This window comes from Nocardioides sp. L-11A, from assembly GCA_029961745.1.
Classification (GTDB): domain Bacteria; phylum Actinomycetota; class Actinomycetes; order Propionibacteriales; family Nocardioidaceae; genus Nocardioides.
In genome coordinates this window covers 2,094,079-2,119,632 of sequence record CP124680.1, presented here as the reverse complement: position 1 = coordinate 2,119,632, position 25,554 = coordinate 2,094,079, and the positions used below count along the sequence as shown (strand labels likewise).

At 71.3% G+C, this 25,554-nt stretch carries 39 protein-coding genes; 34 read left to right on the top strand and 5 right to left on the bottom strand.

Annotated features, from left to right (window positions below; all coding sequences use genetic code 11):
• Nucleotides 1–14 precede the first annotated feature (14 nt).
• A complete protein-coding gene (locus QJ852_10065) occupies nucleotides 15–1,364 on the top strand; it encodes a recombinase family protein (protein ID WGX98777.1) in 1,350 nt (449 codons plus the stop codon).
• On the opposite strand, the gene QJ852_10060 is transcribed toward QJ852_10065, so the two are convergent.
• Genes QJ852_10060 through QJ852_10045 form a run of 4 tightly spaced genes read right to left on the bottom strand, consistent with a single transcriptional unit; the run spans nucleotide 1,351 to nucleotide 3,188 of the window.
• Nucleotides 1,351–1,839, bottom strand: coding sequence for a hypothetical protein (locus QJ852_10060; protein WGX98776.1), 489 nt, complete (start codon nucleotides 1,837–1,839; stop codon nucleotides 1,351–1,353). The genes QJ852_10065 and QJ852_10060 overlap by 14 nt on opposite strands.
• 44 nt (nucleotides 1,840–1,883) lie before the next feature.
• Complete coding sequence (locus tag QJ852_10055) at nucleotides 1,884–2,288, bottom strand: DUF2510 domain-containing protein (protein WGX98775.1); 405 nt, start codon at nucleotides 2,286–2,288, stop codon at nucleotides 1,884–1,886.
• Entirely contained in the window at nucleotides 2,285–2,854 is a 570-nt protein-coding gene (locus tag QJ852_10050; GenBank protein ID WGX98774.1) for a hypothetical protein, read from the bottom strand. Before QJ852_10050 ends, QJ852_10055 begins: the two co-directional genes overlap by 4 nt.
• Nucleotides 2,844–3,188: a hypothetical protein gene (locus tag QJ852_10045; GenBank protein ID WGX98773.1), complete on the bottom strand. Its 345-nt coding sequence runs from the start codon at nucleotides 3,186–3,188 to the stop codon at nucleotides 2,844–2,846. The genes QJ852_10050 and QJ852_10045 overlap by 11 nt, the downstream gene beginning before the upstream one ends.
• A gap of 285 nt (nucleotides 3,189–3,473) precedes the next feature.
• Here QJ852_10045 and QJ852_10040 point away from each other — a divergent pair, with 285 nt between their 5' ends.
• From QJ852_10040 to QJ852_09905, 28 genes are all read left to right on the top strand, one after another.
• The gene (locus QJ852_10040) at nucleotides 3,474–3,755 is read left to right on the top strand and encodes a helix-turn-helix transcriptional regulator (protein WGX98772.1); all 282 of its coding nucleotides are present in this window, start codon (nucleotides 3,474–3,476) and stop codon (nucleotides 3,753–3,755) included.
• Nucleotides 3,752–4,072 (top strand): hypothetical protein, encoded by a 321-nt coding sequence (locus QJ852_10035; protein WGX98771.1) that lies wholly within the window; start codon nucleotides 3,752–3,754, stop codon nucleotides 4,070–4,072. The genes QJ852_10040 and QJ852_10035 overlap by 4 nt, the downstream gene beginning before the upstream one ends.
• Before the next feature lie 79 nt (nucleotides 4,073–4,151).
• Nucleotides 4,152–4,496 (top strand): hypothetical protein, encoded by a 345-nt coding sequence (locus QJ852_10030; GenBank protein WGX98770.1) that lies wholly within the window; start codon nucleotides 4,152–4,154, stop codon nucleotides 4,494–4,496.
• On the top strand, nucleotides 4,493–4,828 hold the full coding sequence (locus QJ852_10025; protein ID WGX98769.1) for a hypothetical protein: 336 nt from the start codon (nucleotides 4,493–4,495) through the stop codon (nucleotides 4,826–4,828). Before QJ852_10030 ends, QJ852_10025 begins: the two co-directional genes overlap by 4 nt.
• Nucleotides 4,825–5,211 (top strand): hypothetical protein, encoded by a 387-nt coding sequence (locus QJ852_10020; protein ID WGX98768.1) that lies wholly within the window; start codon nucleotides 4,825–4,827, stop codon nucleotides 5,209–5,211. The genes QJ852_10025 and QJ852_10020 overlap by 4 nt, the downstream gene beginning before the upstream one ends.
• Nucleotides 5,208–5,432: a hypothetical protein gene (locus QJ852_10015; protein ID WGX98767.1), complete on the top strand. Its 225-nt coding sequence runs from the start codon at nucleotides 5,208–5,210 to the stop codon at nucleotides 5,430–5,432. Before QJ852_10020 ends, QJ852_10015 begins: the two co-directional genes overlap by 4 nt.
• A complete protein-coding gene (locus QJ852_10010; protein ID WGX98766.1) occupies nucleotides 5,429–6,457 on the top strand; it encodes a hypothetical protein in 1,029 nt (342 codons plus the stop codon). The genes QJ852_10015 and QJ852_10010 overlap by 4 nt, the downstream gene beginning before the upstream one ends.
• Complete coding sequence (locus tag QJ852_10005; protein ID WGX98765.1) at nucleotides 6,457–6,687, top strand: hypothetical protein; 231 nt, start codon at nucleotides 6,457–6,459, stop codon at nucleotides 6,685–6,687. The genes QJ852_10010 and QJ852_10005 overlap by 1 nt, the downstream gene beginning before the upstream one ends.
• A 2-nt stretch (nucleotides 6,688–6,689) precedes the next feature.
• The gene (locus QJ852_10000) at nucleotides 6,690–8,000 is read left to right on the top strand and encodes a hypothetical protein (GenBank protein ID WGX98764.1); all 1,311 of its coding nucleotides are present in this window, start codon (nucleotides 6,690–6,692) and stop codon (nucleotides 7,998–8,000) included.
• Nucleotides 7,997–9,196 carry an AAA family ATPase gene (locus QJ852_09995; GenBank protein ID WGX98763.1) on the top strand — a complete coding sequence of 400 codons (1,200 nt, stop codon included), beginning with the start codon at nucleotides 7,997–7,999 and terminating at the stop codon, nucleotides 9,194–9,196. Before QJ852_10000 ends, QJ852_09995 begins: the two co-directional genes overlap by 4 nt.
• Before the next feature lie 77 nt (nucleotides 9,197–9,273).
• Nucleotides 9,274–9,411 (top strand): hypothetical protein, encoded by a 138-nt coding sequence (locus tag QJ852_09990; GenBank protein WGX98762.1) that lies wholly within the window; start codon nucleotides 9,274–9,276, stop codon nucleotides 9,409–9,411.
• A complete protein-coding gene (locus QJ852_09985; protein ID WGX98761.1) occupies nucleotides 9,408–10,295 on the top strand; it encodes an exonuclease domain-containing protein in 888 nt (295 codons plus the stop codon). Before QJ852_09990 ends, QJ852_09985 begins: the two co-directional genes overlap by 4 nt.
• The gene (locus QJ852_09980) at nucleotides 10,292–10,564 is read left to right on the top strand and encodes a hypothetical protein (protein ID WGX98760.1); all 273 of its coding nucleotides are present in this window, start codon (nucleotides 10,292–10,294) and stop codon (nucleotides 10,562–10,564) included. Before QJ852_09985 ends, QJ852_09980 begins: the two co-directional genes overlap by 4 nt.
• On the top strand, nucleotides 10,561–11,211 hold the full coding sequence (locus QJ852_09975; GenBank protein ID WGX98759.1) for a hypothetical protein: 651 nt from the start codon (nucleotides 10,561–10,563) through the stop codon (nucleotides 11,209–11,211). The genes QJ852_09980 and QJ852_09975 overlap by 4 nt, the downstream gene beginning before the upstream one ends.
• Nucleotides 11,208–11,381 carry a hypothetical protein gene (locus QJ852_09970; GenBank protein WGX98758.1) on the top strand — a complete coding sequence of 58 codons (174 nt, stop codon included), beginning with the start codon at nucleotides 11,208–11,210 and terminating at the stop codon, nucleotides 11,379–11,381. The genes QJ852_09975 and QJ852_09970 overlap by 4 nt, the downstream gene beginning before the upstream one ends.
• Entirely contained in the window at nucleotides 11,378–11,839 is a 462-nt protein-coding gene (locus QJ852_09965) for a hypothetical protein (protein ID WGX98757.1), read from the top strand. The genes QJ852_09970 and QJ852_09965 overlap by 4 nt, the downstream gene beginning before the upstream one ends.
• Nucleotides 11,839–12,303 carry an ASCH domain-containing protein gene (locus tag QJ852_09960; protein WGX98756.1) on the top strand — a complete coding sequence of 155 codons (465 nt, stop codon included), beginning with the start codon at nucleotides 11,839–11,841 and terminating at the stop codon, nucleotides 12,301–12,303. Before QJ852_09965 ends, QJ852_09960 begins: the two co-directional genes overlap by 1 nt.
• A gap of 97 nt (nucleotides 12,304–12,400) precedes the next feature.
• Nucleotides 12,401–12,901, top strand: a complete 501-nt coding sequence (locus QJ852_09955) for a RusA family crossover junction endodeoxyribonuclease (GenBank protein WGX98755.1) — start codon at nucleotides 12,401–12,403, stop codon at nucleotides 12,899–12,901.
• Nucleotides 12,901–14,922 (top strand): DNA cytosine methyltransferase, encoded by a 2,022-nt coding sequence (locus QJ852_09950; GenBank protein WGX98754.1) that lies wholly within the window; start codon nucleotides 12,901–12,903, stop codon nucleotides 14,920–14,922. Before QJ852_09955 ends, QJ852_09950 begins: the two co-directional genes overlap by 1 nt.
• Entirely contained in the window at nucleotides 14,919–16,151 is a 1,233-nt protein-coding gene (locus QJ852_09945; GenBank protein WGX98753.1) for a hypothetical protein, read from the top strand. Before QJ852_09950 ends, QJ852_09945 begins: the two co-directional genes overlap by 4 nt.
• 28 nt (nucleotides 16,152–16,179) lie before the next feature.
• Nucleotides 16,180–16,617, top strand: coding sequence for a single-stranded DNA-binding protein (gene ssb, locus QJ852_09940; GenBank protein ID WGX98752.1), 438 nt, complete (start codon nucleotides 16,180–16,182; stop codon nucleotides 16,615–16,617).
• 42 nt (nucleotides 16,618–16,659) lie between these two features.
• Nucleotides 16,660–17,259, top strand: coding sequence for a hypothetical protein (locus QJ852_09935; GenBank protein WGX98751.1), 600 nt, complete (start codon nucleotides 16,660–16,662; stop codon nucleotides 17,257–17,259).
• Nucleotides 17,260–17,413: 154 nt separating this feature from the next.
• Nucleotides 17,414–19,024 (top strand): DnaB-like helicase N-terminal domain-containing protein, encoded by a 1,611-nt coding sequence (locus tag QJ852_09930; protein WGX98750.1) that lies wholly within the window; start codon nucleotides 17,414–17,416, stop codon nucleotides 19,022–19,024.
• Between the two features lie 270 nt (nucleotides 19,025–19,294).
• The gene (locus tag QJ852_09925; GenBank protein WGX98749.1) at nucleotides 19,295–20,053 is read left to right on the top strand and encodes a hypothetical protein; all 759 of its coding nucleotides are present in this window, start codon (nucleotides 19,295–19,297) and stop codon (nucleotides 20,051–20,053) included.
• Between the two features lie 3 nt (nucleotides 20,054–20,056).
• Nucleotides 20,057–21,040 (top strand): hypothetical protein, encoded by a 984-nt coding sequence (locus QJ852_09920; GenBank protein WGX98748.1) that lies wholly within the window; start codon nucleotides 20,057–20,059, stop codon nucleotides 21,038–21,040.
• Complete coding sequence (locus tag QJ852_09915; GenBank protein ID WGX98747.1) at nucleotides 21,037–21,525, top strand: hypothetical protein; 489 nt, start codon at nucleotides 21,037–21,039, stop codon at nucleotides 21,523–21,525. The genes QJ852_09920 and QJ852_09915 overlap by 4 nt, the downstream gene beginning before the upstream one ends.
• The gene (locus QJ852_09910) at nucleotides 21,518–21,844 is read left to right on the top strand and encodes a hypothetical protein (GenBank protein WGX98746.1); all 327 of its coding nucleotides are present in this window, start codon (nucleotides 21,518–21,520) and stop codon (nucleotides 21,842–21,844) included. Before QJ852_09915 ends, QJ852_09910 begins: the two co-directional genes overlap by 8 nt.
• The gene (locus QJ852_09905; protein WGX98745.1) at nucleotides 21,841–22,227 is read left to right on the top strand and encodes a hypothetical protein; all 387 of its coding nucleotides are present in this window, start codon (nucleotides 21,841–21,843) and stop codon (nucleotides 22,225–22,227) included. The genes QJ852_09910 and QJ852_09905 overlap by 4 nt, the downstream gene beginning before the upstream one ends.
• Here QJ852_09905 and QJ852_09900 read toward each other — a convergent pair.
• Entirely contained in the window at nucleotides 22,189–22,797 is a 609-nt protein-coding gene (locus QJ852_09900) for a hypothetical protein (GenBank protein WGX98744.1), read from the bottom strand. The two genes, QJ852_09905 and QJ852_09900, sit on opposite strands and share 39 nt — an antisense overlap.
• A 48-nt stretch (nucleotides 22,798–22,845) precedes the next feature.
• On the opposite strand from QJ852_09900, the gene QJ852_09895 reads away from it, so the two are divergent.
• Genes QJ852_09895 through QJ852_09875 form a run of 5 tightly spaced genes read left to right on the top strand, consistent with a single transcriptional unit; the run spans nucleotide 22,846 to nucleotide 25,472 of the window.
• On the top strand, nucleotides 22,846–23,475 hold the full coding sequence (locus QJ852_09895) for a hypothetical protein (GenBank protein ID WGX98743.1): 630 nt from the start codon (nucleotides 22,846–22,848) through the stop codon (nucleotides 23,473–23,475).
• Nucleotides 23,472–23,822, top strand: coding sequence for a hypothetical protein (locus QJ852_09890; protein ID WGX98742.1), 351 nt, complete (start codon nucleotides 23,472–23,474; stop codon nucleotides 23,820–23,822). The genes QJ852_09895 and QJ852_09890 overlap by 4 nt, the downstream gene beginning before the upstream one ends.
• A complete protein-coding gene (locus tag QJ852_09885) occupies nucleotides 23,819–24,352 on the top strand; it encodes a hypothetical protein (protein WGX98741.1) in 534 nt (177 codons plus the stop codon). Before QJ852_09890 ends, QJ852_09885 begins: the two co-directional genes overlap by 4 nt.
• Entirely contained in the window at nucleotides 24,349–25,128 is a 780-nt protein-coding gene (locus QJ852_09880; protein ID WGX98740.1) for a hypothetical protein, read from the top strand. Before QJ852_09885 ends, QJ852_09880 begins: the two co-directional genes overlap by 4 nt.
• A complete protein-coding gene (locus QJ852_09875) occupies nucleotides 25,125–25,472 on the top strand; it encodes a DUF6221 family protein (GenBank protein WGX98739.1) in 348 nt (115 codons plus the stop codon). The genes QJ852_09880 and QJ852_09875 overlap by 4 nt, the downstream gene beginning before the upstream one ends.
• Nucleotides 25,473–25,554 lie beyond the last annotated feature (82 nt).

Here is a 25,554-nt window from a genome sequence, read left to right as displayed (position 1 = left end):
GTACCCTCCGACCCATGCGAGCAGCGATCTACGTCCGGATCAGCCGGGACTACGCCGGAGAGCAGCTCGGCGTCCAGCGCCAGCAGGAGGACTGCGAGGCACTCGCCGGTCAACTCGGCTGGCAAATCGTCGACGTCTACATCGACAACGACGTCTCCGCCACCGGGAAGAAGCCACGCCCGGCCTACCAGCGGCTCCTCGCAGACCTACGCGCTGGGACAGTCGACGCCATCGTCGCGTGGCACGCGGACCGGCTGTACCGGCGCGCGATGGACCTGGGCGAGCTCGTCGAGGTCTGCAAGGCGACCAACGCCCAGGTCGCGACCGTCAACGCCGGCAGCGTCGACCTCACCACCCCGACCGGCCGGCTCGTCGCGGGACTGCTCGCCCAGGTCGCGACGTACGAGGTCGAGCACAAGACGGAGAGGTGGGCCAGGTCGTGGCAGCAAGGCCGCGAACTCGGCGCCCCCGTGACGAACTCGAACCGGCTCTTCGGGTACGAGCGTGACGGCGCGACCGTCGTGCCGACCGAGGCCTCCGTCGCCCGCGAGATGATTGACCGGCTGCTCGCCGGCGAGTCCCAGGGCAGCGTCCTGCGATGGCTCGACGACGCCGGCATCCGCACCACGCGTGGCAAGGTATGGAGAGCCTCGGGACTCAAGGTGTACTTGCTCAACCCGAGGATCGCCGGGTGGTCCACCCACAAGGGCGAGATTGTCGCCGAGGGCAACTGGCCCGCGATCGTCGATCGCGACCGATGGGAGCAGGCGCGCGCCTTCCTGAGCAGCCGCACGCGCGCGTACGTGCCGCGGAAGAACCTGCTGCCCGGGCTCTTGTTCTGCGGAAAGTGCAAGATGCGGATGATCTCGGGCGGGTCGACCCGCCAGGCCGCCTACCGGTGCCCGTCCCGGCCCAACATGCCCGGCTGCGGCGGGGTATCGGTGTCGGTGCGGTACGTGGAGGACATGGTCGAGAGCTTCGCCCAAGAGCGGCTGGAGAACCCCGTCGTACGCCGGCGCCTCACCCGGCTGCGCTCCCAGCCCAACCGCGGGCGCAACAAGGAGCTGGCCGACCTCGACACGCGGATCCTGGAGCTTGAGCAGCAGCTTGAGGAGCCAGGCACCCCCGTGCCCACCCTCGTCCGCGCGATCAACCGAGCGAAGGCCCGCCAGGAAGAGCTGCTCGAGGACATGAACACCCTCCCCCGTGTACCGCTGCCCGTCCAGGGCGGACCGTGGCCGGAGGATCTGGGTCGGCGGCGCGAGCTGGTCGAGCTGGTCGTTTCTCGGATCGAGATCAAGCCGCTGACGAAGCCGACGCGGAACGTCTTCGATCCCGATCGTGTCGTCATCACGGAGAGGTAGCGATGTCGTCGTAGCCCCAGTCCGGCCACTGCACGTCGTCGTACACCTCGTCGGGGAAGCTCGTCTCGGCTTCATCGAGCCGGGCCTGAATCTCACGGCCCTCGGCCTCGGTGAGGGTCTGCAGCCGGGTCCTCACGGTCGCCTCGTCGACCCAGAGGACGACGGCCAGCTCGTCGACGTCGTAGGCCCAGACCATCCCGTCGACCAGGTCGTCCAGGCTGATCAGCCGCCGGGCCGCCAGCTCGTTGACGATCCGCTCTTCCCACTCCTCCCACCCCTCGGGGATCGGGCCCCGCTCGAGGTGGATGACCTCGTGTGTGACGGTGCCGCGCTCCTGGGGCTGGTCTTGGTCGGGGTCCAGGCTCACCGTCAGGTCGTGCCAGGTCGTGTGGCCGAGCCGATCGGGGAGACGGCACCAGCGGACCTTCCAGCCCTGGAGCCGGTACCGCTCGAAGTCGTCCCACGGGTCGTACATGGCGCCGGACCTTAGGGAGGGGGTCCGACACGAGGTTGGTGGGGCTACTCGACTTCCCAGGACATGCCGCAGTTCGAGCAGCTCAGGCGAGTCACCCAGCCCTTGCGGGCGAGACCTGTGGCGAATAGCGACGCTCCGCCCGTGAGGATCGCCCCCGTCGCCTTGCCCCCGCTGATGCCGTGGTTCTTCCTCGCCGCGCCGACGGTCACGTGCCCAGCTGTCTGGCAGTGGGGACAGATGAGCCGCTTTCGGGCCTCCTCCTGCTCCCGTCGCGCGACCTCGTCTACCTCACGCTCATGCTGGCGTTGTGCGGCCTTGACCTCGCCCTTCACGCGCGATCGACTCGTCCACCGCTCGCCGTCCCACCAGCGCTCCTGGCCCGTGAGTGTCGGGTGGGGATACCAGCCGGCCTGACCCTGCCTCGGTCGCTTCTTGCCGAACAGCCTCACGCTCGTTCACGTCCGATCTGTTCCTCGTGGGCATACCCAGCACTCGCCTGCTTGGCGAGCGCGATCTTCGCATTGACGAGGCGCCTGCTGACCCGCGCTTCGATCTCGTCACCGTTCGCCGGGCGGCGCGCCGTGTCCATACGCCGCAGGTAGCGCTCGAGGATCTCCGCTTCGAGGTCGAATCTCTGCTGCTTGTGGTGAATGATCGCCGCCTGCTCGTAGTACCAGGGGGGAGGCAGTGCGGGCCCATGTCGGCGATGCTCCGCGGCGAGCTCGGCGCGTAGTTCAGGATCGACGATCTCGACTACTCGCGCAGGTCCACTTCCCTGAGTGCCGCGGCTGACGCGGATTGGCTCGTCGGCCTCGGTCTCGGCTGCATCGATGAGAGCGGCGAGCAGTCCGAGCGCCAAGTCGTACTGCTCCGATCTCTTCAGATGCTTCACGCGGTCGACCCATTGGGTGTAGTGGCGACCGCTGAAGTACCCCGGGATCGGCTCCTCGGCCGGGTTGACCATCCGCGCGACATCCGGCGACCCATGGGAGGTCGCTTCACAGTCAGGCTCCATGCTCTGGCCCCTCTGGGTCTGGCGCCTCGCCGGCCTCGTCCTGGCGCCGCTTCGCCTCTCGCAGGTTGGGGGTGCCCTTCCGGGCCGCGGCGGGCAACTCGTCGGCCTGCAGGTACCCGATGTCCTCCAGCAGGGCGTCCAGGACCCGCTGGTACGGCACCTTCGTCACCTCGCTGATCGCGATCAGGTGCCTCTTGTCGATTAGCCCGGTGGGGGCCCGCCAGTTCAACAGGGTCTGGCGGGACACCCCGACCTCCTGGGCCACTCGGGCCAGAGAGGGCGGATAAGGCTGGGCCTGGCGGTGCGCCTCGATCAGCTCGAACAGCCGGCCCATGCCTTGGTGGTCCCCTCGCTCGTGTCGTCATGCGGCCACGATCGGCCCGTCCAGAACGCCTTGTCCATCTGGGTGGGCATATGCACGCCGCCCTGTGTCGGGCACAACGCTACCCGCGGAATCTTCGCGCATTTCCGCAGGTCAGAGCCGACCTGCGGAACTACAACGATGCAATCTCTTGACAGCCGGGCACAAGTGATCGACGCTTTGTCCAGACTTACTGGACACATAGACAAGAACGGATCTACAGTGAAGCCACCGAACCAGCGCCCCCCGGAGATCTACATGCGAGTCATCGATCCGAAGCGGATCCTCAAGCTCATGGCCATCCAGGACGTGTCCGCACGAGCCCTCGCCCAGGCCGTCGGGTACTCGTCGCACTCATACGTCACTCGCATCCTCCGGGGCGAGATCACAACGGTGACACCCGAGCGCGCGGCGCGCATCGCGAGGTTCTTCGGCGTGGGCATCGACGATCTTTTCGTGCCTCGACTGTCCAGTGACTCTGGACATTCCGTCTCTCGTCGCGGAGCAACGAAGCCCGCCGGAGCGGCGGTGGCGTCGTGAGCAGCGCGAGCAGCCGCTCCGCGGCCGAGACGAACTGGGACCGCGCGTGCCCGCACTGCAAGGCCGAGGCCGGCGAGCCGTGCCGACGGCCCAACGGCGACAAGTTCACCCGCTCGTCGGGCGCCCCACGGTTCCACGCCGCGCGGGCCCGCCCCGTGGCGCCGAAGCCGCTGAGCCCGGCGGAGTACGGCCGGATGCTCGCGCGGAAGTCGAAGCCTCTGACCGAGGAGCAGATCGAGCGTGCCGCTCGGATCCTCGCGACGGTCGAGGTGCCCGCTGCTCGTCTCCGGCCGGGGTCCGCCCCGGACGCCGCCTGACCAGAAAGGCCGAGAGCCCCCAGCGCTCGCCGTCGGAAGCCGCGCCAGGGGTCTCGAACACCAACGGAAGGAGTCTCCCATGACGGAGACCAGCACCACCAGCAACACCACCGACCAGCGTGCCCCCTACGGCACGGCCCTGGACCACCAGTACCGCCGCCACGTCGACGTGATCGGCGAGGTCGAGCAGAGCATCGCGGGCAACGCCCTCCTGCGGGTCGGGTCCTTCGACCGCGCCGAGGGGCACTGGCACCAGACGGCGCACGTCGTGCTCACCCCGGACGAGCGGGAGCGGCTGATCGCCGCGCTCGTCGCTCAGCGTGAGGCCGCTGGCGATCCCGGCTGCGCGTGCGGCATGTCGGCCGGGCCCCGGTGCCCGGACGCCGCGGGCCGCCCGCTGTGCACGTTCGAGGGCACTCGATGAGCACCGTGACCACGACCCAGCGGGCCGGCGTCGTCGCCCACGCGCTCCGTGCGCTGGCCGACCACGTCGAGCGGTACCACCTGCCTGAGCCGGGGTCGATCGAGATCGAGGCCGATCACGTGGAGTTCGCGATCCAGGGCGCTGACGTCGCGGTCTGGGCGGCGTCGCTCCGCGGTGGCGTCGACAAGGTCGACGAGGCGCCGGCGTCCAACGGCGTCTTCGCGTGCCGGGCGGAGGGTCGGCTCCCCGATTCCGGTGTGCGGGTCGCGTTCGAGTGGGTCTGGACCCTCTCCCTCAACCCGGCCGTCGCGCTGCTGCGGAGGACGGCATGAGCATGTCTCCCGACCAGTGGGCCGGCCTCGGCTCGCTCGTGTACCTCGGCTCGATCGGCCTCGCCGGCTATGGCCTGTACCGGCTGCTGCTCTGCCCGCCCCGCCCGGAGGCGGCGCTGGTGGTGCTGCCCGGGCCGACGCTCGCCGAGGGCGTCACCGCGCTGCTGGCCGACGTCGTCACCCCGGCAGCCCACGCCGACGCGCACCCGGTCGTCGACCACAGCCTGTGCGCGGCGTGCTCCGACGAGCTGTGCGGCTGCGAGACCTCGTGCGAGGAGTTCCAGCGCGACGTCTGCTCGCACTGGGGCAAGCCGTTCTGCGCGTCGTGCGCTCCGCACAACTGCCCGGACTGCCGGGACGAGCAGGCGAGGTGGGACCGATGAGCGACCTCGCCTACTCGTGCCCAGACTGCGGCGCCGCTGGGGGCGACGAGTGCGCCACCGGCTGCCCGTCCGCGGCCGTCGCGTACGCCGCCGCGGTCGTCGACGAGCTCGCCGAGCCGGTGTGCCACCCCGACGTCGTCTCGGCGGCCGCCGACGGCTGCTACTGCCACGGCACCGCCGGGCGCGCCTTGGTCCCGACGAGCAGGAAGGCAGCAGCATGAGCGACCCCGGCGAGATGGCCCAGGACGGGCCGCTGCTCATCGACACCGTCAACCCGCCCGAGGTCTCGGGACGGCCGATGGACCACCGTCGGCAGCCGAAGAAGAAGGATCGCGACCCGATCCCGGCCCGGCAGGGCAACGGCTACTACGCCGACCACGCGACCGGGGACCGGCTCAGGTCGGTCACGACCATCCTCGAGGGCGGCGTCCCGAAGAAGGCGCTGATCTTCTGGGCGGGGAACACGGTCGCGGACTGCGCGATCGAGCACCTCCCCCAGCTCGTCGCCGCGTCGCGCTACCCCGACCAGCTGACCGAGTTCCGGTCGTGGCTGACCCGGGCCCACACGCGGAAGAAGGACGAGCGGGCCGAGGTCGGTGGCGCGGTCCACAAGATCATCGAGGCCCGGCTGTTGGGGATCGACCCGCCGACCATCGTGAAGGTCAACGGGCAGGAGTGGCACCTCGACGGTCCCGAGCTGGCGCCGTACATCGAGAACTTCCGCCGGTTCGAGGCCGAGTGGGAGCCGGAGTGGACGGCCAGCGAGATGGTGGTCGCGCACCCCGAGCACGGGTACGCCGGCACGCTGGACTACCTCATCCGCGCCAACGGTCGGATCGGTGACGCTCTGCGGGCGATGGGGTACGCCGTCGACCCCGCGGTCGACCTGATGGGCGACACGAAGACCGGTGGCGACTGGGACCGGATCACCGGGGCCGGTCACGTCCACGGCGTCTACCCGGAGGCCGGGCTGCAGATGTCGGCGTACCGGAAGGCCACGGTCTGCTGGCTGCGCGACGGGTCGCGGGTGTCGATGCCGCCGTCGGCGGAGGTCGGGGTGGTGCTGCACCTGCGCCCCGAGGGCTACCGGCTCTACCCGGCGCGGTGTGGGGAGCTGGAGTACCGGTACTTCCGGCACGCGCAGATGGTCGATGAGTGGTCGTCGCGGATCTCCTCGGCGAAGGCTGACGAGCCGGTGATCGGGAAGGCGCTCGCGCTGCCGGGCCCGGCTGAGGCGGTGGCGTGATGGCGAGGTCGACCGAGCGCTGCCCGTTCTCCTGCCCCACCTGCGCCCGCGGCTGCAAGGCCGCTCAGCGCCAGTCCCACCGCTTCGACTGCTGCGGCGCGATCGCCGCCCACGTCCCGACCGTCCGCAACGCCGGCACCAAGAACGCCGAGCCGACCTGGACCAACGTCAACGACCCCATGCGAGCGGGCTACCTCACCGGCCCCTCGCAGACCCGAAAGGCCTCCTGATCATGCCCATCATCACCACCCAGCGCCGCATGCCCGAGCAGGGCCGCATCCGCCTCGGCCAGAAGATCACCGGCACCAACAAGAGCGGCCGCGAGTACACCCGGCCCGCCAAGCTCGACCGGTTCCGCTTCACCTCCGCCTCCCAGCGCCTGATCAACGAGATCGCCACCACCTACGGCGGCGACGCCCGCCCCTGGGACAACGACGGCAAGAGCGAGTTCGAGGTCATCACCGACGCGACCGCCATCCCCGTCATCGTCGTCAAGGGCGGCTTCTCCCAGTGGCACGAGCACTGGACCAAGGCCGGGATCCAGCACCGCTGCGACGGGGAGAAGGACGCCGCCGGCACCTACTGCGACCCGCAGGACCCCAACCACATCGCCGCGGTCGAGAAGCCCACGACCCGGCTGTCGGTGATGCTCTCGGAGATCGAGTCGCTCGGCGTGTGGAGGATGGAGAGCAAGGGCTGGAACGCCGCGGCCGAGCTCCCCTCGATGGCCGAGCTGGCGATGCACGTCGGGGACCTGGTGCCCGCGACCCTCGGTCTGGCCGAGCGGTCGTCGATCATCCAGACCGACCGGGGCCCGCAGACCTCCCGGTTCGTCGTGCCGTTCCTCGACCTGCACGTCACCAAGCAGCGGCTCGTCGAGATCGTCGGCGGCCCGGGCGGCGCGCCGGCGATCGAGGGAGACGGCGCCGGGGCGGCCGCGGTCGAGCAGCAGCCGGCCGCGCTGCCGTCGTCGACGCCGGCCGAGCAGGGCGCGGTCGTTGAGGACGCGTACACGCCGTACTTCGCCCGGCTCGGTCAGCAGAAGACCCTCGACGCCTTGCAGGGCGTGTGGAAGGAGGCCGTCGACGCGAAGCTCGTCGGGCAGGCCGCGCCGACCAACCCCGCGGCGTCACCGACCCGGGTCGCGGAGTTCACCGCGGAGTTCCGGCGGTACGCGCAGGACATCAAGGCCGCCCAGGAGGCCACCGCCAGCCCGGCTGACCCGGCTGACCCGGCTGGCCCGGCTGGCCCGGCTGGCCCGGTCGACGCGGACGGCGTGGTCGAGGCCGAGCTGGTGCCTGACCCCGCACCCCAGGACGCGCCCCAGGCCGCGTCCGATGCCGGTACGCCGCAGGCCGACCCCGGCCCCGACGCCGACGCCGTCTGGCAGCAGATCGTCAACGAGGCCGGCCAGCACGGCATGACCCTCGCCGACGTCCAGGACCACTTCACCAAGGTCATGGGCGGCCTGACCTGCGACTCCGCCTCCGCGGCCGAACTGCAGCACTACCTCACCCAGCTCAAGACGGGAGCAGCGGCATGAAGATCGTCCGACTCACCGCCGAGAACGTGAAGCGCCTCAAGGCCGTCGAGATCACCCCCGACGGCACCCTGCAGGTCATCTCCGGCCGCAACGCCCAGGGCAAGACCAGCGTCCTCGACGCGATCTGGCTCGCCCTCGGCGGCGGCACCGCCGCCCGCTCCACCCCGAAGCCCGTCCGCGACGGCGAGGACCACGCCTCGGTGACCCTCGACCTCGGCGACCTCACCGTCACCCGGGTCTGGAAGGGCGGCAAGACCACCCTCACCGTGACCGCCGCCGACGGCGCGAAGTACTCCGGCCCCCAGGGCGTCCTCGACGCCCTCGTCGGGCAGCTGTCGTTCGACCCGCTGGCGTTCACCCGGCTCTCCGCGCGCGAGCAGCGTGACGCGTTGCTCGACCTGGTCGACCTCGACGTCGACCTGGCCCGGCTGGCCGAGCAGCGCAAGGAGATCTTCGACCAGCGCACCGAAGTCGGCCGCCAGCGCAAGGCCCTCGGCGACGTCCCGGCGCCCGACCCAGACGTGCCGGCCGAAGAGATCTCCGCGGTCGACCTGATCGACGAGATCACCCGCACCGCCGAGAAGGCGACCCGGCAGGAGCAGGAGTCCCGCCAGGTCGCCGAGGCCGAGCAGCTGGTGGCCCGGCTGGAGGGCGAGCTGGAGGAGGCGCGTCGTCGGCTGCGGGGTGCCCGGCAGGCGGTGGCGTTCCACGAGCCGGTCAACGAGCTCCTCGACGGTCTGCGGGCCCAGCTCGCCGGCGTGGAGGACACCAACACCCGGATCCGCGAGAACGCCGCCGTACGCCGGCGGGCCGCGGAGCGGGACGAGCTCGGTGACGCGTACGACGTCCTGACCAAGCAGATCGCGGACCTCGACCAGGTGAAGGCCGACGCGCTCGCCGCAGCGGTGTTCCCGGTCGAGGGGCTCGGGTTCGACGACGACGGGGTCACCTACCAGGGCGTCCCGTTCGCGCAGGCCTCGTCTGCCGAGCAGATCCGGGTCTCGCTCGCGATGGCCATGAGCCTGAACCCGACGCTGCGGGTGATCCGGATCCTCGACGGGTCGCTGCTCGACGCGGACTCGCTGGCGCTGATCCAGGAGATGGCCGCGGGCCGGGACTACCAGGTCTGGATCGAACGGGTGGCCGACGGCAGCGGGATGGGTGTGGTCATCGAGGACGGGGCGGTGGCGTCATGAACGGCCCGGAGCACTACCGCCTGGCGGAGGCGTTGGAGGACGCAGCCTGCGCGCCGGGGGTCGAACACGAGTGGGTCATGGCCCGACTCGCGCGGGCGCAGGTGCACGCGACGCTCGCACAGGCTGCCGCCACCGAAGCCCTGGTGCAGGCCATCGAGTCCCTGCCGAGCTACGAGGGCATGCTCGCGGTCTACAACTTCGGCGGCCGCAAGTGAGCGCCGCGCCGAGCTGGCACCTGGGTCACCTCGTCGGCCTCGACACCGAGACCACCAGCCCCGAGCCCACCGAGGCCCGCATCGTCACCGCCGCGATCGTCCACGTCTCCCCCACCGCACGACCCCGGTCGATGCAGTGGCTCATCCACCCCCAGACCGACATCCCCGACGAAGCCGCCGAGATCCACGGCTGGACCCTCCCCCGCCTCGAACAGCGACTCCAGGGCCACGAGGCACTCCGGATCTACCAGGGCCAGGAACGGTTCCTCACCCGCGACGCCGCGCTGTTCGAGATCGCCGGCCAGGCCGCGTCCGCCATGGGCCGCGAGACCCCGCTCATCGTCCACAACGCCGCCTTCGACCTCACCCTCCTCGAAGCCGAGCTCGAGCGCAACGGCATCGACACCCTCGCGTCCCGGCCCGCCGGGATCCGCGGCGTCATCGACCCGATGGTCCTCGAGCAGCACTTCGACCGGTACCGGAAGCTCTGCTACGCCGCGCCCGGCTGCGACCGCGAGAACCGGCACCACGAGTGCGGCGGCTGCCAGGGCAGCAAGAAGTACTCCTGCGGCGGCTGCGGCGCCACCAACCGGCAGCTGTCCAGCCTGTGCGCCCACTACGGACTGGTCCTCGCCGGCGCGCACGACGCCGAGGCCGACACCCTCGGCGCGCTGCGGCTGGCGTGGAAGCTCGGCACGCTGTCGCCCGAGCTGGCCCGGCTGCGGCTGCAGACCCTGCACAAGAAGCAGGTCGAGTGGCGGCGCGATCAGCAGTTCCGCCTCAAGGCGTTCTTCGAGAAGGTCGGGAAGCCGACCGACGACATGTGCCCGGAGTGGCCGGTGCACCTGGAGTGCCTTCGCGAGCGTCAGGCGGTGCCGGCATGACGAGCACCACGCCCCGGCAGCCGCTCGTCGTGTTGCCGTTCGACTTCGAAGCGGTCGCCGACGAGGTCACCACCCGCCAGATCGACGCCCAGCGCCACCTCGGCGTCCGGACCGCCGTCGAGCTCCTCGTCGCCGGACGCCGCTCCCGCGCGCACTACGAGCTCGTCCGCTCGGTCCGCCGGCAGTGGAAGGCCGCGTGCGGCGGCGAGTACCCGATCGAGCCGTCCCCCCTGCCCCGTGACCTGCCCCGCGAGAGGAGCACCCGATGAGCTACACCGTCCGCCCTCTGTCGGACCGCACCTGGCTGCGCCCCGCCAGCAAGCGCACCGCCACCCGCTTCTCGTCGAAGTGGAAGGAGACCGAGAAGCTGCTGCTCGAGGAAGTCGCCCACCTCGACGGCCGCCAGCTCGTGATCGAGGTCGACGTCCGCGAGCAGGACCTCCGCCTCGACGGCACCCTGCGCGCCAACGCCCGCGAGGCGGCGACGCCCGGGGTCGTGGTCGCGTTCGAGTCGAAGCACGGGCCGATGCTGCACCGCTGCGACACCTTCTACGCGCCGTACGCCTGGCAGGGCCCGGACTGGCAGCACAACGTTCGGGCCCTCGCGCTGACGCTGCAGGCTCTCCGCGCTGTTGGCCGGTACGGCGCGACCGAGACCGGCCAGCAGTACCAGGGCTTCAAGGCGATCGGCGGTGGCACTCCGATGCCGGCTGCTCCGAAGACGATGTCCCGCGAGGATGCGCGGGCCGTGCTCGTCGAGGTCCTTGGCACCTTCGACGGGTCCGCGGCCCGTGGTGACACGGCGGCGCAGGTGCGGCGCGCCCGTGGGCTCGCCCATCCCGACCGGCACGGCGGCGACCACACTCTCGCGTACCGCGTCGACGAGGCGGCCCGCGTGCTGGGGGTGTCCCGGTGAAGCGCGCGTGGTTCCGCGCCCGCCGCGCGGCCGCGCAGACCATCACGGCCCCGACCGCTCCCCTGTCCCCGGCCGTCGAGGTCCAGGTCGCTGAGGACGGCTGTCACCCGGTGTGGCACGAGCTCGGTGTCCACGCGCCCGTCGGGAACGCCCGGTCGGTGACGCCATGACCCACCTGCTCGTCGACGTGCCGGCCGATCCGGTGGCCTACCAGATGCAGTCGTGGTCCCACGCCGACGCCTGCATCTGCTGGAACCGCGTTACCGATCGCGACGGACACCTGCCCAAGTGCCCCTACCCGAGTACCAGCCACTACTGGGAGCCGATGGAGAACGGCGCGGCGAAGGCCCGCTGGAAGCCGAAGAAGGACGCCCGCGCCGCGGTGAAGCAGGCCGCCCGGTGGGCCGGCGCCGTCTGGGGGGTCGGGATCCCGGCGATGCAGGTCGTCGAGCTGCCGTCCGGTCTGGTGATCTGGCGGGATTCGGCGCGCTGCCCCGCCGCCGGTGAGCCCGTCGCCCCGTCCTGGCAGGACGAGGCGTACGCCGAGGCCCGCGTCGACCAGCGTGCCGAGGACGGCGCGCCGACGACGGCTGAGGACGTCGTCGAGCAGCAGGCGGTGCTCTTCTGATGAAGGCCCTCACCGTTCAGCAGCCCTGGGCATGGGCGATCGTCCACGGCGGCAAGACCGTCGAGAACCGCACCCAGGCGTGGAAGTACCGCGGCCCGCTCGCGATCCACGCCGGCTTCCGGCTCAGCGAGCGCGGCTGCGAGCTGCTGCCCGACCTGCTCGGCGCGACGCAGGGAGCAGACGACCTGCTGTGGGAGTACATGCGGGCCGAGCTGGTCTACGGCGCGATCATCGGCACCGTCCAGCTCGTCGACGCCCACCTCGCTCAGCCCGACTGCTGCGACTCCCCGTGGGCCGAGCAGTCCTACGACGAGCACGGCGGCCGCACCCGACGCGACATCGTCCACCTGGTCCTCGATGACGCCCAGCCGATCGACCCGATCCCCTGCAGGGGCCGCCTCGGCCTCTGGGCCCCGCCCACCGAGGTCCTGGTGCAGCTCGAGATGAGCGGAGCCCTGCGATGAACGAGGGCGTGATCCTCGGCGCGATCTCCGCCGCCACCATCGTCGCCGTCCTCATCGTCGTCCTCCTCGACCGAGCCGACAGGAAGAAGAACCAACCATGACCAGCCTCACCATCAACGCCGTCGGCACCCCCGCCCCCGCCGGATCCAAGCGCGCCTTCGTCGTCAACGGCCGCGCCCGCATGGTCGAGTCCAGCAACAAGGTCCGACCCTGGTGGCAAGCCGTCGCCGGCGCCACCCAGGAAGCCCTACCCGACGACTGGACCCCAATCGCCGGGCCCGTCCGCGTAGAGATCGTCTTCTTCCTTGCCCGCCCGCGATACCACTACGGCACCGGGAAGAACGCCAACCGGCTCAAGCCCACCGCGCCGACGTACGCCGACAAGAAGCCCGACACCGACAAGCTCGAGCGGACCGTCCTCGACGCCCTCAAAGCCGCCGGCGTCTACCTCGACGACTGTCAGGTCGTCGATCTCCGCGGCGTGAAGCGATACGCCGACGCCAGCACGGGAGCCCGCATCTTCGTCACCCCGCTCCGTGATGAGCTCACTTCGACGGCCGCAGGAGTCGCGAAGGTCGCCGAGGGAGCCCTGTTCTGATGGGACGCCGTCGTCCACTTCCCCCTCGCGTCGCCTGCCACCGCCCCTCGCGTCGCCGGCGCCGCTTCCGCCACGACGAGTACACCTGCGTCGACCTGTTCTCCGGCTTCGGCGGCCTCACCCTCGGCGTCATCGCCGCCGGCTTCACCGCCATCACCGCGGCGAACCACAACGAGTACAAGGTCAGGGTCCACGAGGCCAACCACCCGGAGGTCGACCACTGGATCGCTGACCTCGTCAACCGAGAGTCCTCCGACTACCACGACGTTCGCCAACTCCCCGCCGCCGACCTCCTCGTCGCAGGCGTCTCCTGCAAGAACCACAGCCAGTCCAACAGCAAGAGGGCGTACGCCACGGGCGGCACGCTCTTCGACGTCGTCGACGAGGAGTACGAGGCCGCCGTCACCCGCTCCGAGCGAGACCGCGCGACCGCGAACTGCGTGCTCCACTACGCCGCCGAGCATCACCCGCTGATGATCCTCGTCGAGTGCACCACCGAGCTCACCGCATGGGGCAACGCACTGCCGAACAGGCCGAAGATCGGTGACGGCACGACGTACCGCTGGTGGAAGCGCGAGATCCAGAAGCTCGGCTACAACTGCCGGGAGCTCTACCTCAACAGCCGGTTCTTCGGCGTCGACCAGAGCCGTGACCGCTTCTACTTCGTGGCCTGGGACAAGCGGATCCCGAGCCCGGACCTCGAGCACCGTCCCGAGACCTGGTGCTGGAGTTGCGAGACCGTCGTCGAGGCCCGCTGGACGTGGCGCACAGGTGTGCCCGCGTCAGGCCGCGTCGAGTACGGCAAGCAGTACGACTACCGGTGCCCGCGCTGCCGCAACCAGATCGTTCCGCCGAGCGGGTATGCGCTGCGCTCCCTGGACCTGAGCGACCTCGGCACCCGCATCGGGGAGATGAAGCTCAAGACGATCAAGGACAAGAAGACCGGCGAGGTCTACCAGGCGCCGCTGGCCCGCGCGACCCTCGCCCGGGCCGAGCGGTGCCGCCAGCGGTTCGGAGAGTTCCCCGCGGTCCTGATGCCGGCCAAGGCCGAGCGCGGGTCCGAGCGTCACCCGTGGCAGCCGATGTCGACGCAGACGTCCCAGCAGGAGACCGCCGTCCTGTCGACCGGCGCCCTCATCGCCGCGGCGGGGAACACCTACGAGCACCCCGGGTCGACGTGCCGGACCCGGGACCTGTCCGAGCCGATCCCCACCCAGACCGGCACCAACACCCAGGCGCTGCTCACGCCGCCGGTAGCGATCGCAGTGGACAACTACCAGGGCGCGCCCCGCGGCGCTGACGAGGCGCTGCCCACCCAGGGCGGCTCGGAGACCATGGCCGTCGTCTCGGCCCGCGTCATGCCGAACCGGACCAACGCCACCTCCCGCGGCCTGGGCGAGTCGATGGAGACCGTCGTCGGCGGCGCTGGCTCGGGTGGTCTCAGCGTTCTCTCCTCGGGCGTGGTCCCGTTCCGGAAGAACACGGTCCCCACCACCCACGACGAGCCGATGCCAACCTTCACGGCCGAGCAGATCCCCGGCCTGGTCACCGCAGCCGGCCGCATTCAGAACAACGGCCCGATCGACGAGGCGAAGTACCGCGCGCACCCAGTCGACCATCCCCTCGGCACCGTCGTCGGGTCAGCCGTCCAGCAAGGCGTCCTGTTCTCCGGCTGGTACAAGCAGAACGGTTCCGGTGGCACCGAGACCGCTGCCCACCCCATCACCGACCCTCTCGGCACGTTGACGTCCCGGGACACCACCGGCCTCCTGAATGCCGAGTGGACCGCCGCCTTGGCCGACCTCAAGCTCGAGGACTGCTACTTCCGCATGATGCGCGAGCACGAGATCGGCCGCGCCTGCGGATTCGACGTCGACTTCGGCGAGCACCGCGGCACGTTCAAGGTCTGGGGCTCGGCCCGCAACCAGGTCGACGGCTTCGGCAACGCTGTCAGTCCGCAGGTCGGCGAGTGGATCGGCACCCGCCTCCGCGCCGTACTGCACGGCCAGGCGGTGGCGTGATGGTCCAGGTCCTCGGCAACGCCACCACCGGCAACGTCTACAACGACTCCCCCGCCCAGCTCGACCTCCCCCGCGACACCAGCACCACCCGGGCCGCCCACCAGCCCTGGTGCGTCGACTGCAAGCGCAAGGGCCGCGACCTCGACGACAACCAGCGCTGCCCCCAGTGCGCCCGCGCCGCCATCACCCGCGCCGCCGGCGAGGCTCGTCGTGCCGCCGAGGAGCAGGCCCGCGCCGAAGCCGAGGCCGCCGCGAAGGCCGCAGCGAAGAAGACGCCCGCGCCCCAGCCGGCGTCGGCCACACCCCACCAGCCGCCCAAGGAGGGTAAGCAGGGCAAGCCCACGACGCGGAGTAGCGCACCGCGGGCGACATCGACCAGTGACGTGCCGGACCGCGGCCGCACACCGGGCAGGGCTCCCGGCGCTGGTTCCTCCACACACCGGGAGAAGAACCCGCCGGCGGCACGGGAGACGCGCCCCGTCGCCGCCGGCGGCCCCTCAGGTCAGGTCGGAAATCGTGCAACGCCCACGGCTGCGCAGATCCTCGACGCCCAGCTCGACCACGCCCGCGACCTCCTCCGCACGACCGCAGCCCACCCGCACCCTGCCGTCGCGGCCGCCCGCACGGCGGTGGTCGCCGCGCTCGAAGCGCTCCACCTCCTCGTCGAGCTCACCCCCGCGACTCCCGCCACGAAGCGACCCGCTCGGGCAGGTCGCGACGTCGTCCCCGGGGCCGGCGGCCGCCGCATCGACCTCCCCGCCACCGACGTCATCACCGCCTACCAGGCCGGCCAGACCATGCAGCAGATCGGCGAGCACTACGGCGTCAGCCACATGACCGTCCGCCGCTGCCTCATCGACCACAACATCCCACGACGCAAGACCCCCGTCGAGCACGCCCCCGAGCTCGTCGAGCAGGTCCGGCGGCTCTACGAGGACGAGCAGCTCACGCAGGTCGAGATCGCCGAGAAGATCGGCCGCTCCACCAAAGCCGTGCAGAACATCATGACCGCCGCCGGCATCGACCGACGCCCCGCCAAGGCACGCCGCGGCCGCGACAACGCGATCGCCCTCAAGGACCGCATCACCGAGCTCGGCACCAACGCCGCCGAGATCCGGAGGTGGGCCATCGCTGTAGGACACCTCCAGCCCGGCGCCCACCGCGGCCTCCCCCCGCGCTCCCTCGTCGAGAAGTACGCCGCCGCCCACCCCACGCCCCGCACCGCCTGACCACCCGACCGTCTGAGAGGACACCACCTTGCTGCCCACCATCACCATCGACGGCCGGCTCGTCGCCGACCCCGAGCTCCGCTTCACCCCCGCCGGGAAGGCCGTCGCCAGCCTCCGCGTCGCCGCCAACGACTCCCGCCGCCTCGACGACGGCACCTACGAGAACCTCGAGCAGATCTTCGTCAACGTCTCCTTGTGGGAACAGGCCGCCGAGGCAGCCGTCGAGACCTTCAAGAAGGCCGACCGCATCCTCGTCACCGGTCGCATCTACCAGCGCGAGTACGACACCCGCGACGGCGGCAAGGGCACTGCCCTCGAGATCAAGTACCCCACCGTCGCCAAGGTCCCCGCCACCCCCGCCCAGGGCACGTCGCGGCCCGCCCAGCAGTCCACGCCCGCCGGCGCCCCACCCGCCGCACCACCGGCCGGCCAGGGCTCTTGGGGCAACGACGATCCCCCGTTCTGACCCAGCAGCGCCCACCCTCACCACCGAAGGAGCAACACCCGCATGACCACCACCACCGCCAAGATCGCCCCCAAGGGCACCAGCAACACCGGCATCACCGAGGACCTCGCCAAGCGCTGCCACGACCAGCTCGGGAAGAAGATCCTCGCCGTCGTCGAGCTCGTCGCCGAGGCCCGCGCCGAGAAGCGCAACGGCGACGAGTCCGTCAGCCTGTCCATCCTCACCATCGAGCCAGCACCGACCACCGAGACCGAGGACCACCTCCGCAACCTCGCCCGGTCCTTCCACTACGAGCGCCAGCTCGCCGCCGGCGAGGCCCCCACCCTCGAGTACGGCGACGGCCCCACCGAGCCCAACGTCGCCGACGTCCTCGCCACCGGCGCCCGCCACGAGCCGCACCCCTACCTCTCCTCGAGCCTCGCGATCGACGACAGCGAGCACGGCCCGGTCTGCGACGTCTGCGGCCAGCACGAGGGCGCCGCCGTGCACGCCGACCGCAGCGCCCTCGTCGACCCGTTCGCTACCCCCGAGGCCGATGAGGACGGCGACGAGGACGGCGACGGCACTGAGCCGGGCGAGGACCACGGAGACGACGGCCTCGACTTCGGCGACGACGGCCTCGACCCCGACAGCGACAGCTGACAAGCCACCCGGCCCGGGGTCAACGGCGGCACCCGAGACCACCGCCGAAGGACGCTCACGACCCCCGTCACCTTTCCGGGGGAGGCGTACCTGCCCCGGGCCGGGCCCCAGCACCACCCCACCCGATCACGGACGACAAGGAGCCACCCGCACCGTGAGCGCCGACGGACCACCAACCCGTCACCACCTGCAGCCCGTCCCACCCGACGAGCCGCCCTACGACCCCCACCACGACGCGCCCGCCGGCCCCGCCCCCGTCGCCAACGCCGACGCCGAGCGTGCAGTCCTCGGCGCCCTCCTCACCTCCCCCGCCCTCGTCGACCAGGTCCGCGACGAGCTCGACGCCGGCGACTTCTACTGGCCCCACCACGGCACCATCTGGACCGCGATCCACGACATCGCCGCCCACGGCCGCACCGTCGACCTCGTCCTCGTCTCCGACCACCTCATGCGCACCGGAGACCTCGCCCGCATCGGCGGCGCCCCCTACCTCCAGACCCTCATGCAGGCCTGCGACATCCCCGCCCAGGCCCCCTACTACGCCGAGATCGTCCGCGACACCGCCCGACTCCGCAGCGTCGGCGACCTCGGCCGCAAATTCATCCAGCTCGCACGCGCCGGCGACCCCACCAACGTCACCCGCCACGTCGAGCAGGCCTACGAAGACCTCGAGCAGGTCGTCACCCGCTGGGGACCCACCACCACCCACACCGACACCGGGTTCGTCGACCTCACCTGGCTCGACGGCGGCACCCCGCCCATCGTCGAACCACCCACCATCTGCCGCCGCGCCGACGGCGCCGCCCTGTTCTACGCCGGCAAGGTCAACGGGATCTTCGGCGACCCCGAGTGCGGCAAGACCTGGCTCGCCCAGGCCGCGATCGTCGAGACCCTCCTCGCCGGCGGCACCGCAGCCATGGTCGACGTCGACCACAACGGCCCCAACCACACCGCCGCCCGGCTACTCCTCCTCGGCGCCGACCTCGCCGAACGCCAGGACCTCCTCGCCGTCCTCGCCGACCCCACCCGGTTCCGCTACTACCAGCCCGACGACGGCGACCAACTCCGCGCCGCCATCAACGACCTCGTCCACCGAGCCCCCGACGTCGTGCTCATCGACTCCATCGGCGAAGCGATCCCCATGTACGGCGCCAACACCAACGACGGCGACGAGATCACCAACGCCATGCGGTTCATCTGCACCCGACCAGCCGACGCCGGCTCCTGCGTCATCACCATCGACCACCTCCCCAAGTCCACCGAAGCCCGCGCCACCGGCTACGCCATCGGCTCCATCGCGAAGAAGCGCATGATCCGCGGCTCCTACCTCCGCGCCGAAGCCCGCAACCAGCCCGCCCCCGGCCAGATCGGCCGCATCACGCTCCGCATCGAGAAGGACACCGCCGGCGAACTCCGCAAGACCTCCGGCGGCGGCTACGCCGGCACCCTCACCCTCGACTCCACCCGCTCCGAAACCCACGCCGCCACCAGCTGGTCCATCGCCCGCGAGGAAGCCCCCAAGAACGACGACGGCACCTTCCGGCCCACCAAGCTCATGGAGGCCATCTCCCGCTACGTCGAAGACAACGACCAGTGCACCCAGCGCGACGTCCAGTCCGACGTCCCCGGCAAGGACAAGTACGTCACCCAGGCCCTCAAGCTCCTCATCCACGAAGGCTTCATCACCACCATCCCCGGACCCCGCGGGTCCCGACTCCACCACTCCATCGCCCTGTACCGAGAGGCCGAAGATGACCACGCCTGACACCCCCAACCGACCGCGGCCCCACTGCGGCCCCACTGCGGCCCGAGAGACCCCGCAGGCCCCAGCCAGACGACTGCGGCCCCGGGCCCCCTCTCCTACGGAGGGGCCGCAGTCGGCGGGCCTCACTCGACCGCGGCCCACCACCGCGGCCCCAGCACCGCCCCGGGCCGTTCCTGAACCTCCTGCGAGAGCCGAGCTCGACCTCATGGGCCGGGGGTCGTCGGGGATGACCTCATGGCCGGCGTCGGCGTGGAGGGTTCGGTGAGCGGGGTGGGTTCGAACTCGGAGGCGCGGAAGCGTCTGGCGGAGGTGTCGGCGGGGCCGGTCCTCGCTGCTCCTGCAGTCGAGCTCGACCTAGTCCCGCTGGTGGCCATCGCCCGGGCTGCCGCGGAGGACCACGTGCCGATGCCGGCGAGGGTCGACATCGACCAGGCCGGCACGTGCGACGGATGTGCCGAGTCGGCCCACCTCGTCGCGGCCTACCCCGATGGCGAGGACACGGACCCGTGGCTCTGTGAGGCCTGCGCGGTTGACGCCGACTTCCAGCACGCGTTCGGCCCGACGGCGGTGCTGGTACTGCTCGGCGAGATCCAGTCGCTGAGGGTGCAGCGGGGCGAGCTGGAGGCCAGCACGGTGCAGGTGTTGGCGCAGCAGTCGCAGGAGGAGTCGCGGCTCCGGGCGGCGCTCGACGAGTACGGCGACCTGGCTGTGCGGTGCGCACGGGAGCGCGACGAGCAGCGGAGGCGCGCTGAGGCTGCCGAGCAGGAGCGCGACGAGGCGCGGGCAGAGGTGTCGAGGTGGGAGGTGCACTTCGGTACGGCGCAGGAGCAGCGCGACGACGCGCTCGCCCGGCTCGCCGCCGCCGAGTCCGCGCTCGCGGCCGTGCGCCGTGCACTGGACGACGAGCTGGCGAACCTTGCCGACGACGGGGCCCGCCTCTCGCACTCTGTCGTCAGGCGGATCGAAGCCGTCCTGCCCGCTCCCACGTCCCCCGGCGGCTCGGCCGCCACCACCACGAAGGAGAGCTGACCCATGCCCGAGCACATCCCGATGCCCAAGGCCCCCGACGGCTTCGTCGCCTGCCGGACCGGCTCCCGCCCCCAGGTCACCCACCTCGTGATCCTTGACAGCCAGGGCAGCAACGGCGGCCGCCCGACGATGTGCCGGCTGACGCGGTTCCCGATCCTCGATCCACACACCCGCGAGGTGCTCCTCGACGCCGACCTTCCCGGCTGGGGCATGGGCGACAGCGGCGTCACCGGCCCGGCTGTCCAGCAGGTGAAGTGCCCCGGCTGCTGGGACCGGGCCGCGGAGGTCTGCCGCGCTCCGGATGCCGCTGACGCTGCGGCTTCATCCGCTGAGCAGCGTGCACACCAGCTCGACGACCATGGCGAGGTCGAGATGGGCCAGCCCGTGAGCGGGCCGAACACCGCCGTGCCTGGCGAACCAGCGGGCGATACGGTGGGCAGCGAGGTACACGACAGCACGAGCTCGGGTCATGCCCAGTCGGTGTGCGGGCATCCCGCCGCGTGCTTGACCGACCGAGACGGCCCCAGCGCCGGCGAGGACGGCCCGGAGTGCGAGACCTGCGGCCGGACCACCTGCCCCGACGCCCAGCTCGTCGCGTTCTCCGAGCCAGTCGACTGCGAGTACGCCCCGATCTACGAGGCCCTCCACGCCGCCAAGGACTGCGACTACGGCTGCGCCCGCGACCTCACCAACGCCGGCATCCGGCAGTACGTCGTGCCCGCCGTTGACCGGATCGTCGAGACCCGCGTCGACGAGGCGGTCGCCGCGGCGCTCATCGTCGGCTCCGCCCGGGCACAGCACCCCCGGCGGCTGACCGACGACCAGCGCGCGGCCCTGGTCGACCTGCTCCCCAACGCCGAGCTCTGCTCCTGCGAGGCCGGCCCGCACCTCGTGTGGCCCGACTTCGACGCCAAGGTCGACGCGCTGCTCACCGCCGTCGACGAACTCCTCGTACAGCCCACCCCGACCGAAGGAGCCACCCCGTGAGCCGCGTCAACCAGACCATCACCAGCGACGACCCCCACCGGATCGGGAACTGCCTCCCGGCCTGCGTCGCGTCCCTGCTGAACCGCCCCCTCGACGAGGTCCCCCACTTCGCCGAGGAGGGCCTGATCCTCGGCGACACCCTCGCCGACGGCGTCGGCCACGGCACCGCCTGGTGGGCCATGCTCCTCGGCTACATGGCCGCCAACGGCTACGCCCCCATCGAGCTCGACCACGTCGACCAGGGCGAGCCCGGCGAGTACCTCTTCGTCGCCGGCCCCTCCCCCCGCGGGGTCATGCACCAAGTCCTCTACCGCGACGGCGCCCTCTGGCACGACCCGCACCCATCGGGCGACGGGCTGGCCGAGGTGCGGGAGGTGCTGGCGTGGCGGCCACGACGCTGGGACCACCGCCCCTCCGAGCCGCCGGCGCCGCCGGCACCCGAGCCCGAGCAGCCCGGTGAGCCCGAGGGGGTGCCCGATGCCTGAGCCCCTCGAACCACTCCTCGCCCGCGTCGCCGGGGAACACACCCGGGGCGGCGTGCGCTGCAGCTGCTCTGAGACCTGGCCAGACGGACCGCCGCACGACATCGACCTCCGCCTCGACGAGGTGCAGGCCTGGCACCAGCAGCACCTCGCGACGGCCCAGGCCGCGGCGCTCATCGAGGCCGGGCTCGTCGTACGCCAGTGCCGGGTCTGCGGCTGCACCGACGACGAAGCCTGCTGGCCCGGGTCGTGCTACTGGGTCGACGTCGACCTCTGCAGCTCCCACCCAGCCGACGACGCAGCCGCGGGGAGCGCGCCATGATCCGCCGCCTCCGCCGCCTCCGCCACCGCCGCGCGCTGAGACGTCTGGAGCGATACCGGTCCGACATCGCGTCGATCGGCATCGAGTTGATCATCGACACCACCAGCTTCGAGACCGGCATCGTCGCCTCGGCGATCGCCATGCGCGAACTGGACTCCATCAGCCGCTACCACCAGCGGCTCCGCCGCGAGCGCGACCTCGGCGTGGCCGCGGTGTCGACGATGACCCGCGAGTGGCGCCGAGACCTGTGGCCGGATCCTGCCCGAGACCCGATCACCGAAGAGGACGCCCGTCGACAGCTCCGCCAGCAGCTCGCAGCCGAGGCCTACTGGGGCACTCCACTCTCAGGACGGACGATGTTCGGAGGGATCGGCGGTGCGTGACTCGGCCCTTCTTGCGGCGGCGCGTAACTCGGCCCTTCTTGCGGCGTTGGCTTTCGCGGTCGCCAGCAGTTCCGCCAGGTTGAGGACTCCCGCCTCTGCCTCGTACGCCAAGGGCTGCGCCACCCACAGGGTGGAATGCGACACCGACCGTTCGCTGACCACGCTGACGATCTCGAGAACCGAGCCGTCGGCGGGCAGGTGCGCCAGCGCGTTGCCGAGCGTTTCAAGGTTGGCCCTGAGCGTCGGCGCGGTCTTCTCCGCCAATGCTTGCGCGCCCAGAAGGGCCGAGTACAAGCCAGCGATCCGGTCAGCGAGGACAGGGAGATCGGTGCCGCTCCGATCGGTGACTGCGGCCCAGAGCGCCGCGTGGGCCGCTCGCTCACGCACCTCAGTCAGCTGCAAGCGCAGATCGTTGATCTCCGCGGCCTCTCGGTCCCCTGCCCGCAGTCCCCTCTCGTGGTTGATGGTGCGCCGCAGGAGCAACCATGCGATGACTCCACCGAGCACGCCGCCGCCGATGCCGTCGAGGCCGTACATCGCGACCCACTCCCAGAAATTCACGCCTTCCACGCCCGGGACCGTACCTACGGGGTCCGGCACTTCGCAGGAGAACCGAGGATGACCGCCGCCGCCGATCGCCCACCCTGCCAGCGGTGCGGCCAGATCCACCCCCGCTGCACCGCCCACTCGAAACGCAGCGGCGCCCCCTGCGGCCGCCACCCCTCGCAAGGCCAGGAGGTCTGCAAGATCCACGGCGGCGGCTCACCCCAAGCCATCGCCGCCGCCGAACGCCGCCAGCTCGTCAAGGCGGCCGACCGGGCCATGCAGGACCTCTGGGTCGGACTCGACCAGGCCACCGCCGTCACCGACCCTGTCGCGTCCCTCCAGAAGCTCGCCGGCGCGCTCGAGCAGCTCGTCGACGAGACCGGCCGCCGCGTGTCCACCATGGACCACCTCGCCGGCGGGCAGCACCTCACCGCACTGCGCGGCGAAGTCACCCTCTTCGAGCGGGCGTTGGCGCGGCTCGCCGACGTGCTCGACAAGATGGCCCGGCTCGGGATCGCGGAGCGGCACGTCGAGCTGGAGCAGGAGCGGGCACAGCTGGTGATCGCGGCGTTCCGGGCGGCGATGGTCGTGCTGGCCGAGCGGGTCACGCTGCTGCCGGCCGACCAGGACCTGGTGCTGCGGACCTTCCTCGAGCAGCTCGGTACGCCGGACGGGTCCGACGCGATCGGCGGTGCAGCGTGAGCCACTTCGACATGGACGCGTTCCGCCGGCAGATGGATCAGGACTTCCGCGACGTCGTACGCCGGCAGGCCGCCCAGGCTGCCGATCGGCTCAGGCAGGATCTTGCGGCCGGCCGGATCTGGGTCAGCGGCGACGCCGGCCAGGAGGAGCCCTACCGGCCGCACCGCAACCACGGCTGCGACCCCGCCCCAACGTCGCTGTTCTGGGGCGACCTCGACCTCACCGGCCACCAGTCGTGGGTGTTCATCGACCCCGGCACCGGGATCGCGGTCGCCGCGGCGCCCCTGACCGACGACGGCGCCTACGTCATCACCACCCTCCCGACCGAAGGAGACCAGCCAACATGACCCGCAGCCGCGGCACGTGGTTCGTCAGCGACACCAGCCTCACCATCCTCAGCGACAGTCCGGGCGCGCGGTTCCCCGACCGCATGCGGCTCGCCCTCAAGGGGTGGATCGAGCACCACGGCGGTGACCCGATGGACATGCCGCTGGTCAACACCTTCACGCGGCTCGTCGACGAGCACGCGATCGAGTACGACATCTTCGAGCGCGACGCCGACGGCAGACGGCATCTCGTGGTCGACGATGACGGGGAGGTCCGGCGGGGCTTCGCGCGTCGCCGGCACCGGCTGCAGCTCGACGAGCCGCCGCTGCCGTTCCCCGACGAGTTCCAGTTCCAGCCGCTCCGTCTGGTGTCCGAACCCGACACGGACGAGGTCCCACCGTGCGAGCCGCCCCGCCCGCTCTGCGAGACCGACCCCCACGGCGGACCGCCGGCGTGCACCGACGAACCCGGATGCGACGCCGCCGAGCACATGCTCTGCTGCCCCAGCCTCCTCCCCGACGACGACCTCGACGAACAGGACCACGAGTGACCGACCCCCACCGGCAGGGCATGACCACGGTCGACTACATCCGCGACCTCACCGAGACGCACACCCACGTCGAGCTCTACACGATTCGCGAACGAGGCCAGTGGCTCACCCGCCGCCACACCACGACCGCACCTGCCCTCCTCGACCAGCTCTGGGCCAACGACATCCCCTCCAACACCGCCGAGGAAGGCCCCCGCGCCGGCTACGAGTCCAAGCCGGCCGCCCGGCTCGACGCCCTCGACACCGCAGCCCGGATCGACATCGAGATCTCCCGCTGGATCACCGACCTCGGCGAAGACCCCGCGCTCGACACCAGGGCCGCGCTCCGCCAGCTCCACGGCCTGCTCCAGTCGGCCGACGAGCCAGCCCAGCGCGAGATCCGCCTCGACATCCGACGGTGGTGGATCCGCGCCCGCATCGTCACCGGCTGGGACTCCCCCGCCTGGACCCCGGACAACACCTGCCCCCAGTGCGGCGAACGCGGCACCCTCCGCGTGCGGCTCGCTGATCACGTCGCCGCCTGCGTCGAGGACGTGTGCCGAGCGACATGGGACGAGAGCACCATCGGCCTGCTCGCCGACCACATCCGCGTCGAGTCCGAGGCGGAGAAGAAGCCGAAGGCCGGCCCGGGGCCGTGCTGGTGCCCGCTCCCGAAGCCGGTGGTGCCGGACCTGTCCCGCCTGTGCCCGGGATGCGGGTCGGCGCGGTGTCGGCACGCTCTCGGCGCTCGCCTGCTGGACACGATCCGGGCAGAGCGAGAGAGGATGCAGGCATGACCGACGGTGCGACGGTGAGCACGATGGAGGACCTGGTGGCGTTCTGCCTGGCCCGGATCGCGGAGGACGAGGAGCTGCTCGACTGGGGCAACCCCGTCCGGATCGTCGTGGACCCTCACGGTCCGGGAGACGCCTCGATCCCGTTCCATGACCGCTGGAAGGCTGAGTGCGAGGCCAAGCGCGGGCTGATCGAATGGGCCCAGGGCGTCGAGGACCTTCGTGCGCTGGGCGACCCGGCCGCGCCGCTACAGCCGCACGGCGAGCAGGTCATCCGGATCCTCGCCGAGACCTGGGCCGGCCACCAGGACTACGACCCCGGGTGGCGCCCCGACGGCACCGCTTGACACAACGGCCCCACATGCCTCAACATCACCACTGGCGGGTGAAGTGTCTCCAGACACTCCCCGCCATTGCCATGCCCGCGCC